9 protein-coding genes, 1 tRNA gene and 1 pseudogene are annotated in these 11,289 nt (G+C 43.0%); 8 read left to right on the plus strand and 3 right to left on the minus strand.

Annotated elements, in window-relative coordinates; all coding sequences use genetic code 11:
* Positions 1-230: 230 nt before the first annotated feature.
* The gene (locus B2Z67_RS01935) at positions 231-1,217 is read right to left on the minus strand and encodes a lysylphosphatidylglycerol synthase transmembrane domain-containing protein (protein ID WP_291528136.1); all 987 of its coding nucleotides are present in this window, start codon (positions 1,215-1,217) and stop codon (positions 231-233) included.
* Between the two features lie 300 nt (positions 1,218-1,517).
* Between B2Z67_RS01935 and rsmA the strand changes: the two genes are divergently transcribed.
* From rsmA to B2Z67_RS01955, 4 genes and pseudogenes are all read left to right on the plus strand, one after another.
* A complete protein-coding gene (gene rsmA / locus B2Z67_RS01940; RefSeq protein ID WP_291528137.1) occupies positions 1,518-2,330 on the plus strand; it encodes a 16S rRNA (adenine(1518)-N(6)/adenine(1519)-N(6))-dimethyltransferase RsmA in 813 nt (270 codons plus the stop codon).
* A gap of 121 nt (positions 2,331-2,451) precedes the next feature.
* Positions 2,452-3,798, plus strand: a complete 1,347-nt coding sequence (mgtE, locus tag B2Z67_RS01945; RefSeq protein ID WP_414630769.1) for a magnesium transporter — start codon at positions 2,452-2,454, stop codon at positions 3,796-3,798.
* A gap of 116 nt (positions 3,799-3,914) precedes the next feature.
* Positions 3,915-5,777 (plus strand): DUF349 domain-containing protein, encoded by a 1,863-nt coding sequence (locus B2Z67_RS01950; RefSeq protein WP_291528138.1) that lies wholly within the window; start codon positions 3,915-3,917, stop codon positions 5,775-5,777.
* 167 nt (positions 5,778-5,944) lie between these two features.
* Positions 5,945-6,229, plus strand: a pseudogene (locus B2Z67_RS01955) (two-component regulator propeller domain-containing protein); the annotation flags it as partial.
* Positions 6,230-7,145: 916 nt separating this feature from the next.
* Here the strand turns inward: B2Z67_RS01955 and B2Z67_RS01960 are convergent.
* Positions 7,146-7,219 (minus strand) — tRNA-Pro (locus B2Z67_RS01960).
* Positions 7,220-7,449: 230 nt separating this feature from the next.
* Here B2Z67_RS01960 and B2Z67_RS01965 point away from each other — a divergent pair.
* The 3 genes from B2Z67_RS01965 to B2Z67_RS01975 are packed head-to-tail and all read left to right on the plus strand — an operon-like array spanning position 7,450 to position 9,562.
* Positions 7,450-8,208: a TonB family protein gene (locus B2Z67_RS01965; protein WP_291528139.1), complete on the plus strand. Its 759-nt coding sequence runs from the start codon at positions 7,450-7,452 to the stop codon at positions 8,206-8,208.
* 3 nt (positions 8,209-8,211) lie between these two features.
* The gene (locus B2Z67_RS01970; RefSeq protein WP_291528140.1) at positions 8,212-8,823 is read left to right on the plus strand and encodes a radical SAM protein; all 612 of its coding nucleotides are present in this window, start codon (positions 8,212-8,214) and stop codon (positions 8,821-8,823) included.
* A 13-nt stretch (positions 8,824-8,836) separates the two neighbouring features.
* Complete coding sequence (locus B2Z67_RS01975; RefSeq protein WP_291528141.1) at positions 8,837-9,562, plus strand: energy transducer TonB; 726 nt, start codon at positions 8,837-8,839, stop codon at positions 9,560-9,562.
* A 25-nt stretch (positions 9,563-9,587) separates the two neighbouring features.
* On the opposite strand, the gene aroB is transcribed toward B2Z67_RS01975, so the two are convergent.
* Entirely contained in the window at positions 9,588-10,649 is a 1,062-nt protein-coding gene (gene aroB, locus B2Z67_RS01980) for a 3-dehydroquinate synthase (protein WP_291528142.1), read from the minus strand.
* A gap of 110 nt (positions 10,650-10,759) precedes the next feature.
* Here aroB and B2Z67_RS01985 point away from each other — a divergent pair, with 110 nt between their 5' ends.
* Positions 10,760-11,161 (plus strand): hypothetical protein, encoded by a 402-nt coding sequence (locus B2Z67_RS01985; protein ID WP_291528143.1) that lies wholly within the window; start codon positions 10,760-10,762, stop codon positions 11,159-11,161.
* Positions 11,162-11,289 lie beyond the last annotated feature (128 nt).

Below are 11,289 nucleotides of genomic sequence, written 5' to 3' on the forward strand. Positions count from 1 at the left end.
AACATGATACTACCATTAACATGCGAAACTTGAGTAAGATAATTAAAGATGAGTACTTATTTAGTGGAAATAGAGATAAGTTCGGCGAGTGACCGGTGATTACCTGCTCCCTGTCAGAGCCGTGTCAGAGCCGTGTCTGCTCCGTATCATCTCCGTACTCTATAGAGACGGACTTAATACGGAGTTGGTACGGAGATGATACGGAGATGGTTATTCTTGAAAAGGATTAATCACCCCTTTGCCCGGTTCTTTAGCGAAAGGTGCAGCCAACCATAAATACCGAGTACAATAACCAGCAGCGTCTGTATCCCATGCACTATCAGGGCAAAGACTCCTGCGTCCGTCGCATTTACCCCATAAAGCATCATCATGGTTATGACGGCAAAGTGCCAGGGGCCTGCTCCATTCGGGGTAGGAACAATTACGGCGAAGGTGCCACCTACAAACATCACCAGTCCTGCCTGGAAACTAAGATGTTCGGCAAAAGAGAAACAATAAAAAGTAATGTAGAAATGATAGAAATAACATACCCATATTAATAAGGTGTAAAGAAAGAAAAGCGGAATGTTCTTCACGTTCTTAAGGGACATAATTCCTTCCCACACATTCAACACCACTCCTTTCACTTTCTCAAAAAAAGAAAGTGTGCGCATCAGGAAATAAAGCAATACAATGACACCTATCACACAAAACAGGACGATATAGAACCAGGGAGATGTCACCAAGTGCATCAGCGAAGGTACTTTCGTACCTGTTTCCTCGAAGAAACGCAGGAAAACCGGCATCTGCGCCAGAAAGGTAAGCCCGGCTATTAACAGAATGGAAAGCGTATCTATCAAACGTTCCGTCACCACTGTTCCGAGCGACTTGGCGAAGGAGACGTTATCGTATTTGGCAAGTACACCGCAACGGGATACTTCACCTACACGGGGCAAAATCAAATTAGTGGCATAAGATACAAATATCGCATCTACACAATCACTCGTTTTCGGATAAGCGCCAAGTGGCTCCAGCGTCTGTTTCCAACGCCAACCGCGGAATACATGGCTCATAATGCCAAAGAATAATGAAAATATCATCCACCACCAGTTTGTCCCGTGTAGTAATACCTCTTTGGCATGTACAAAATCGAAATCCTGATACACCCAATAGAGAATAAAACCTCCCAAAGCAATTGGTAAAAGGATTTTCAGTATCTTTTTTAATAGTTTATTCATGCGGAACTCGTTATTCTTCATCGAAAAAAGCTACCTTTGCTGTCTGAAAATAGGCTGTGTTCCGGCAAAATAGAAGCATTTTGATTCTGCCTTCGATTTGCACTATCTTTTTAGACCTGCAAACTTACATAAAATCATTTGTATTTTATGCCGGTTTAATAAAGAAAGCTATTTTTCTTTAGCCTGCATTAATCATGCAGGCAGTAGTCAGAGTGGTTGAAGTAGTATCAGCCAACAAGTTGGCTTAGTAGTTAAAGCCAAATCTGTATTCGTGAGGCAAAGTAATGATAAAGTTAACGCATGAGATTAGTAAAGCCTAAAAAGTTTCTCGGTCAACATTTCCTAAAGGATTTGAAAGTGGCACAAGACATAGCCGATACGGTAGATGCCTATCCCGGACTTCCGATACTGGAAGTAGGACCGGGAATGGGGGTATTAACCCAATTCCTCGTAAAAAAAGAACGTCCGGTTAAGGTGGTGGAGCTGGATTATGAATCCGTAGCCTATCTGCGTGAAGAGTACCCGTCGCTGGAAGATAATATCATTGAAGACGACTTCTTGAAAATGAACCTGCAACGATTGTTCGACGGACAACCTTTTGTGCTAACGGGTAATTACCCTTATAACATATCCAGCCAGATATTCTTCAAAATGCTGGATAACAAAGAGCTGATACCCTGTTGCACGGGAATGATACAGAAAGAAGTAGCCGAACGTATTGCAGCCGGCCCCGGCAGCAAAACTTATGGTATCCTGAGTGTGTTAATACAAGCATGGTATCGTGTAGAATACCTTTTCACTGTACATGAGTATGTGTTTAATCCGCCGCCCAAAGTTAAAAGCGCCGTTATACGCATGACACGCAATGAAACTCAGGAATTGGGTTGTAATCCAAAGCTGTTCAAGCAAGTGGTGAAGACTACTTTCAACCAGCGCCGGAAGACATTGCGGAATTCAATAAAACCGATACTCGGAAAGGATTGTCCCTTGACAGAAGATGTTCTGTTCAATAAACGCCCCGAGCAACTGTCCGTGCAAGAGTTTATCAACCTGACCAATGACGTAGAACGGGCTTTGAAGGAGATGAAAGAGAAAGCAAAGGATAATCAATAGAGATACTTCTGATAATCACCAATATAAAATGAATTGCAGTGATAATCTGTCACCTAACAAAAAGAGGCACTGTAATTCAAAAAGTAAAATTAACCTGTCAACTAATAAAGGGAGGAAGATTATGGAAATAGACGAAGCATACATTGACAATGTCAAAACACTTATCGAGCAGAAAGATGCCGAAAACGTCAAGTCGCTCCTGATAGACCTGCACCCTGCGGATATTGCCGAACTTTGCAATGACCTGAATACAGAGGAAGCACGTTTCGTATATCGTTTACTGGATAACGAAACGGCAGCAGACGTATTGATGGAGGTGGATGAAGACGTTCGTAAGGAATTCCTGGAAGTACTCCCTTCGGAAACTATCGCCAAGCACTTCGTAGACTACATGGATACGGACGATGCCGTAGATTTGATGCGCGAACTGGATGAGGATAAACAAGAAGAAGTCCTCTCGCACATTGAAGATATTGAGCAAGCGGGAGATATCGTGGACTTGCTGAAATACGATGAAGACACCGCCGGAGGTTTGATGGGTACTGAGATGGTGGTTGTCAACGAAAACTGGAGTATGCCGGAGTGCCTGAAAGAAATGCGCCAGCAAGCAGAACAGTTGGACGAAATCTACTACGTCTACGTCGTTGATGATGAAAACCGCCTGCAAGGTGTATTCCCGCTGAAGAAGATGATTACTTCACCTTCCGTATCAAAAGTGAAACATGTGATGAAGAAAGATCCCATTTCTATCCATGCGGATACACCGGTGGAAGAAGTGGTACAGACTATTGAAAAGTACGACTTGGTAGCCGTACCCGTTATCGACAGTATCGGACGGTTGGTAGGACAAATCACCGTAGACGACGTCATGGATGAAGTGCGCGAACAAACAGAACGCGATTATCAGTTGGCATCCGGTTTGTCGCAGGATGTGGAAACGGACGACAACGTAATGCGCCAAACCAGCGCCCGCCTGCCGTGGCTGCTCATCGGCATGTTGGGCGGAATCGGTAACTCCATGATTCTGGGCAATTTCGATACAACCTTTGCCGCCCATCCCGAAATGGCGCTCTATATTCCGCTTATCGGTGGTACGGGTGGAAATGTGGGAACCCAATCTTCGGCTATCGTAGTGCAAGGTCTTGCCAACAGTTCGCTGGATGCCCGAGATACTTTCAAGCAGGTTATGAAAGAATCCGTAGTAGCCCTTATCAATGCCACTATCATCTCCTTATTGGTATATATCTATAATTTTATCCGGTTCGGAGGCACTGCTACCGTCACATATTCCGTGTCTATCAGCTTGTTTGCCGTAGTCATGTTCGCATCCATATTCGGTACGCTGGTACCTATGACGCTGGAGAAGTTGAAGATAGATCCGGCCATTGCCACCGGCCCGTTTATTTCTATCACCAATGATATTATAGGCATGATGTTGTATATGGGAATTACCGTAATACTGGCCTAAAAACAAGAAAAATGAAAAATATTAAAGAAAAAAGTATGAAGTAATTGTTTTATTTCATTAATTTGTGACCAAATGTAAATCGAACAGATAAAATCGTTTCCTAAAATGTATGTACAATGATGGACACTCATGACACTAACCTCCCCGAAAAGGTGGAAGAATTAGAAGAAGAAAAGAAAACAGCAGAGGTTTCCGAGCCAATTGTGGCGGACGTCCCGGTTGAAGAAGAAGAAACAGCACAAGAAGAAAAGCCGGTGGAAGCCGTACATAAACTGAGCAAGGAAGAGATTCTTGCCAAGTTAAAAGAAGCTTCCTCAGAAGTGGACAATGTCGGCAAGCAAGAGATAGACAGTCTGAAACAGGCTTTCTACAAATTGCATAATGCCGAACAAGAAGCGGCTAAGAAACTATTCATCGAGAATGGAGGAGTAGAAGAAGAATTTGTTCCGGTAAATGATACCGTAGAAGAAGAATTCAAGAATATCATGTCCGTCATTAAGGAAAAGAGAGGCGCCTTGTCTTCCGAACAGGAACAGCTGAAAGAACTGAACCTGCAAATCAAATTTTCAATAATCGAAGAACTGAAAGAACTGGTAGAATCGCCCGATGATGCCAACAAATCATATTCTGAATTCAAGAAGTTGCAGCAGCAATGGAACGAGATAAAACTTGTTCCGCAAGCCAAGGTCAACGAACTATGGAAGAACTACCAACTCTACGTAGAAAAGTTCTATGATCTGCTGAAGCTGAACAACGAATTCCGTGAATACGACTTCAGAAAGAATATGGAAATAAAAACGCGTCTGTGTGAAGCGGCAGAGAAACTGGCAAATGAACCGGACGTCGTATCAGCTTTCCATCAATTACAGAAACTACACCAGGAGTTCCGGGATACGGGGCCTGTTGCCAAAGAATTGCGTGACGAAGTATGGAATCGCTTCAAGGCAGCTTCCACTGTTGTAAACCGTCGCCATCAGCAACATTTCGAAGCATTGAAAGAGGTTGAACAACACAATCTCGACCAGAAGACTGTGATTTGCGAAATCATTGAAGCCATTGACTACAACGAACTGACAAACTTTGCATCCTGGGACAACAAGACGCAGGAAATCATCGCTTTGCAGAATAAATGGAAAACAATTGGTTTTGCGCCACAGAAGATGAACGTGAAGATATTCGAACGCTTCCGTAAGGCATGTGATGAGTTCTTCCGTAAGAAAGGAGAGTTCTTCAAGTCCCTGAAAGAAGGCATGAACGCCAACCTGGACAAGAAACGTGTTCTTTGCGAGAGAGCCGAAGCTTTGAAAGACAGTACGGACTGGAAAACGACCGCCGACGAGCTTACCAAACTGCAAAAGGAATGGAAAACCATCGGCCCGGTAGCCAAGAAATATTCGGATGTAATCTGGAAACGTTTTATCTCGGCTTGCGACTATTTCTTTGAGCAAAAGAATAAGGCTACTTCTTCTCAACGCTCCGTTGAAGTGGAAAACCTGAACAAGAAGAAAGAAATCATCGAAAAACTCAGCGCTATTGGTGAAGATGTGGATACGAACAAAGCCACGCAGTTGGTACGCGAATTGATGAAGGAATGGAACAATATCGGTCATGTGCCTTTCAAAGAGAAAGACCGCTTGTATAAGCAATATCATGGGCAGATTGATAAGCTGTTCGACCATTTCAACATCAGTGCAAACAACAAAAAGCTGAGTAACTTTAAATCAAACATCAGTAGTATCCAGGAAGATAGTCCGCAAGCCCTCTACCGGGAACGGGAGAAGTTGACGCGTACTCTTGAAAGCATGAAGAATGAACTTCAGACATACAATAATAACCTCGGCTTCCTGACCACTTCTTCAAAGAAAGGTAGCAACTTGCTGACGGAATTAAACCGGAAAGTTGAAAAGCTGAAGGACGATATAGAAATAACAAAACAGAAGATTAAAGTTATCGACGACTCTATTCGTAGCGCCGAATAACTTAGAAGTCTCCATATAAGGCTGTATTTGAATATTGATTAAGGTATATTTAGTCAATATCAATACAGCCTTTTTCGTTTAACACTAACCTCTATTAAAATTCAGATTAATATGCATGAATTTTTTTATGAAAAACTTACCTTTACCGCATAGAAAAAGCCTGTATGATGAAAAAGACCTTATATCTGATAGTTGGATTAGTATGCGCAATCTCAATAAAAGCACAACCTGATTGTTTCTTCACCCATTATTCGTCCGAAGACGGACTGTCTCAAAATACGATTATGAGCATCCTGCAAGACCGCAAAGGAAATATGTGGTTTTCTACATGGGACGGCATCAACAAATTCAACGGATATTCTTTCACGACCTATAAAGCGCGGCTGGACAATCGTATCATGCTGAGCCACAACCGTGTGGACTATATGGATGTGGACAAATTCGGGTTTCTTTAACCACTCTAACTCCTACAAAGTTGTTTTGGGGGTTCACGCGTTTCACCTTTTTCTGTAATCCACTTGTATAAAGGCAAAAGCGGGTGAAAGCAGTCTTTTTGCACCCCCGTCTGTACATGCTGTGAAGCGGTGTCCCGCTTTCACCGCCCTTCACATTGAATATTGGTGGGGGTGGGTACGCAGACGACACGGATGAATGCGGATTCTTCTCTTTAAAAGCAATTAGCCTGAATAACACAGGCTATAAGATAATTAAGATGAGTACTTAGGTCGTTAAATGGACGACTATAGTCGGCCGATCGGTCAACTGGAGTCGGCTTATCGGACGACTGGAGTTGACCGATCAGCCGACTCCAGTCGTCCGATTCTCGTCCAATTGATTTAATGCGATAGAGAGGTTGGAAAACGAATACCCGGTCAACTGAAATCCGGAACAATGCGAGGATGCTTACGGGGCGCTTACGGAACGCTTACGGGACGCTTACACGAGCGAGAACAGTTGCGGGAACGCTTGCAAAACGCTTTACGCGCGAGGTGTGAAAGCGGTGAAGCCTTGAAAAGGGTGCTTTTTACAGAGTGATTTCACCCGCTTTTGCCTTTATACAAGTGGATTACAGAGAAAGGTGAAACGTGTGAACCCCGAAAATAACCTTGTAGGAGTTAGGGTAGTTAACGAAGTGATAACTCCTTTAACTTCTAAAGTATGAATAATGCACAGGCTAAAGGTACAAATGGCTCATGCGAAATTTCCGGTGAACTGATTAAATGTATAAAAGTCGATGTACCAATCTTTCCCTGTATAAAGAACAGGAGGCGTAAAAATAAAGACGTTAATACCCGTCCCGATTTCGTCCCGGCTGTTTGCTTAAAAACAAAATAAGCCACTGTATTACAGTGGCTTATTTGTCGGTAGTCGGGATGACAAGATTCGAACTTGCGACCACACGCCCCCCAGACGCGTACTCTACCGGGCTGAGCTACATCCCGAATTGCGGACGCAAAGGTACTTCTTTATTTTGAAATTGCAAATAAATAGGATTCTTTTTATTGAGGGTGTACAGTGTAAGGTATTACTTATATTTAAAATCTTCAAGGTAAAAGAATGCCTTGAGGATTTTTTTACTATTTTTGCGCTGTACCCATGTTTGTGCAATGAAAAAAAGATTGCTTGGGAATTTATGCGAATAGTCTTCAAACACTTAAACTGAGATATAGTTATGAAACATGGAAAGCAGACTTGTCGGATATTAAAAGAAATCCGTAAAGAGATAGCCAAGGCTAATGATATTGAATTTATCGTATCAGAATGTCAGCACAAAGGAGATTGTGCGGGAACTTGTCCGAAGTGTGAGGCTGAGGTGCGTTATCTGGAACAACAATTGAATAGAAGACGACTTTTGGGTAAAGCTGTTACAGTTGTGGAAGTCTCTATGGGATTGTCTATGCTGACTGCTTGTAGTAATCAACAGAAACAGAAAGACAATTCTGTAGATGAGAAAATAGACTCTTTTGGAATATTGGTGGAAGTACCGATGACAGGTTACAGTGACACGATACCTGAAAAGATTGTTAATGATACAGTTTCTGCAGTTACTATAGGATATATACCACCTAATCCTGCTGATACACTTCCGTCTGCAGATGGCATTTATCTGGTAACAGAAGAAATGCCTGAATTTCCGGGTGGTATGACGGCTCTTATGGAATTTCTCAATGAAACCACTCGTTATCCGAAGCATGTAAAGGAAAAAATAGAAGGAAGAGCCGTCGTACAGTTCGTGGTACAAAAGGATGGAAGTGCGACTCGTGCCAAAGTTCTTCGTTCTTTGGGGCCTGTTTTTGATAAAGAGGCGTTGCGGGTAGTTAGTCTTTTCCCGAAGTGGAAGCCAGGTAAACATCGAGGAAAGGTAGTTCCTGTAAGATATACAGTACCTGTAATGTTCCGTATACCTGAGCATATTGTCCCCGAAAAGTAACCGATGAATAGTCCTGTTCCCATATTAGGAGTGATTAGGCACCGTCTGTTGATTGACGGTGAAGGAGTAACCACTTTGGTTGCTTTTCATGGTTGTCCTCTGCGTTGCAAGTATTGTCTGAACCCTCAGTCTCTGTCAGATGAATCCGATTTCCCGCTTTATTCCTGTGAACAACTATATGAGAGAGTGAAGATAGATGAACTCTACTTTTTGGCAACCCGTGGCGGCATCACCTTTGGCGGTGGAGAGCCTTGTCTGCGAAGTGAGTTTATCAGCCGTTTCCGCGAACTCTGTGGGAAAGAGTGGAGAATTACGGTAGAGACATCTTTAAATGTGCCCCGGAAACATCTGGAGGTCTTGCTACCGGTGGTGGACGATTATATCGTGGATATTAAGGATATGAATGATGCGATCTATCAAAATTATACGGGCAAAAGCAATCGGCAGGTATTGGAGAACCTGCGCTGGCTCATAGAGAAGAGGAAGGCAGAGCGAATCATGGTTCGTATCCCCCTTATTCCGCAATACAATACGGAGGAGGACACTGCGCATAGCACGGATATGCTGAAGTCTATGGGACTGAGCAATTTTGACGTATTTACTTATAGAACTTAAATTATATATGCAGATGATGAAACATGGAAAGCAAACTTGCCGGATATTAAAGGAAATCCGTAAAGAGATAGCCAAGGCTAATGATATTGAATTTATCGTATCAGAGTGTCAGCACAAGGGAGATTGTTCGGGCACTTGTCCGAAGTGTGAATCTGAGGTGCGTTATCTGGAACAACAACTGGGCAGAAAACGGCTTTTAGGTAAAGCTGTTACAGTGATGGGAGTATCCATGAGCTTCTCTGCACTGACTGCTTGTAATTATATACAGAAAGGGATTTCTATAATTGAGGGAACAGAGGCTTCTGTAACTTTTGGGGAAGTGATACCCAAAGAGATTGATTTCGTTGAAGAAATTCCACCTATAATGGGAGAAATAATAGAAGGGGAAATAGCAGCAGATATTGATACAATACCACCGTCAGATGCTCTTATGGGGGTGGTAGAAGAAATGCCTGAATATCCGGGTGGTATGATAGCTCTTATGGCATTTCTCAACGAAACAACTCGCTATCCGGACAATGTGGAGAAACAAATAGAAGGAAGAGTCACTGTACAATTCATAGTACAACCAGATGGAAATGTAACAGATCCCAAGATTCTTCGTTCTTTGGGATCTGCCTTTGATGAAGAGGTCTTGCGGGTAGTTGGCCTTTTCCCGAAGTGGAAACCGGGTAAAATGCGAGGGAAAGAAATTCCTGTAAAATATACATTACCTGTCATGTTCCGTATTCCTGAATAAGGTCTCGTTCGGGAAAGAGAGGGACTTATCCCCCCATGCACTCCCTGTAGAAGTCGAACATTTCGAATACAGTATCCTTGTCTGCGGTCTGGTTGAGGCTGATGTCTCCTACATCTTTCAACAGGGTGAAGTTGATGATGCCTGCGGTATTCTTTTTATCATGCTTCATCAGGTCGTAGAGCTGGTCGTACTGCTTACAGTTGAAGGCGAATCCCCCGTAGTTCTCTTTGATGAACTGAATGGTTTGGCGCATTTTGTCTTTCGGGAACCCCACCTTAATATAAGAAAGGTATAGTTCGCAAACAATTCCCCAGGCAACAGCATAGCCGTGAAGTACAGGACGGTTCTCGGCAAGGGCGAGACTTTCGAAGGCATGCCCCACGGTATGCCCCAGATTCAATGCTTTGCGGATGCCGTGTTCCAACGGGTCTTGTTCTACAATACCTTCTTTCACTTCTACGGAACGACCCACCATTGATTTCAGGGCTACATAGTCTATCTTTTCCGTATCGAAAGCTAACAATTCCGCTAAGTGTTCCGGTGTGCTGATAAGTCCGTGCTTTAACATTTCGGCATAGCCGGAAAAGAAGTTGTGGGTATCAAGGCTACGCAGGAACTCTGTCTCAAGAAGTACACAAGCGGCAGGGGAGAATACGCCGATTTCGTTTTTCAGTCCGTTGAAGTTGATACCGGTTTTTCCGCCCACCGAGGCGTCTACCATGCCCAACAGAGTGGTGGGAATATTGATGTATGCAATACCTCTTTTGAATGTGGAAGCTGCGAAGCCGCCCAAGTCGGTCACCATGCCGCCACCCAGATTGATTAGCAGAGAGTGGCGTGTTGCACCCTTTTCGCTTAATACCAGCCAAACGGAAGCCAGAGTTTCCAGCGTTTTGTGTACGTCTCCGGCGCCGATAATAATTTCTTCGGCATCTTTCAGTACGCTAAAGTCTTTCAGTTGCGGCATGCAGAACTCATGCGTCTGCTCGTCGGTAAGAATGAAACATTTGTCGTGGGAATACTTGTGGAGAGTATGCGTCAGGCTGCTTTCCAGGTTTTCGCAGAGGATTACTTCTTGTTTACTCATGGGGTATTTGTCTTTTTGGTTCCGCAAAGATAGGATTTCTCTGTGAAAGAAGTATCTTTGTGAACTCAAAACCTCACATACTTATAAATTTAAAAATCCGTAAGTTCAAAATGAAAGCCTTGTTACCGGTGTATTGCCGCCCTTTGGGATATTTTGTAATTGCATTGGCGTTGTTTATTCCTATCCTATTATATATGACGGGGAAAATGACGGATGCCAATCTTTTGTTTTATAAAGAATGTTCCAAGTTGCTAATGATGCTTGGTGCACTGATGATTATCTTTGCCCTGACTAAGAATGAAAGCAAGGAAACGGAACTGATACGTAACAAAGCCGTGCGTAACGCCATCTTCCTGACTGTATTATTCATCTTTGGAGGTATGCTTTACCGGGTATGGAAGGGCGACATCATGTCTGTAGATACCTCTTCTTTCCTGATATTCTTGATATTGAACGTGCTGTGTCTTGAGTTTGGCATAAAGAAATCGACGGTTGATAAACTGTTTAGGTAATTTTGAATTTTGAATTATGAATTATGAATTTTGAATGGCTATGCAGCACATTGCGCAGCCATTCAAAATTCATAATTCATAATAGAACATTTTGTTTGCCCTTCATTAAACTATTTATTCGAAAGCTT

It is taken from the genome of Bacteroides sp. UBA939 (assembly GCF_002293435.1).
Lineage (GTDB): Bacteria > Bacteroidota > Bacteroidia > Bacteroidales > Bacteroidaceae > Bacteroides.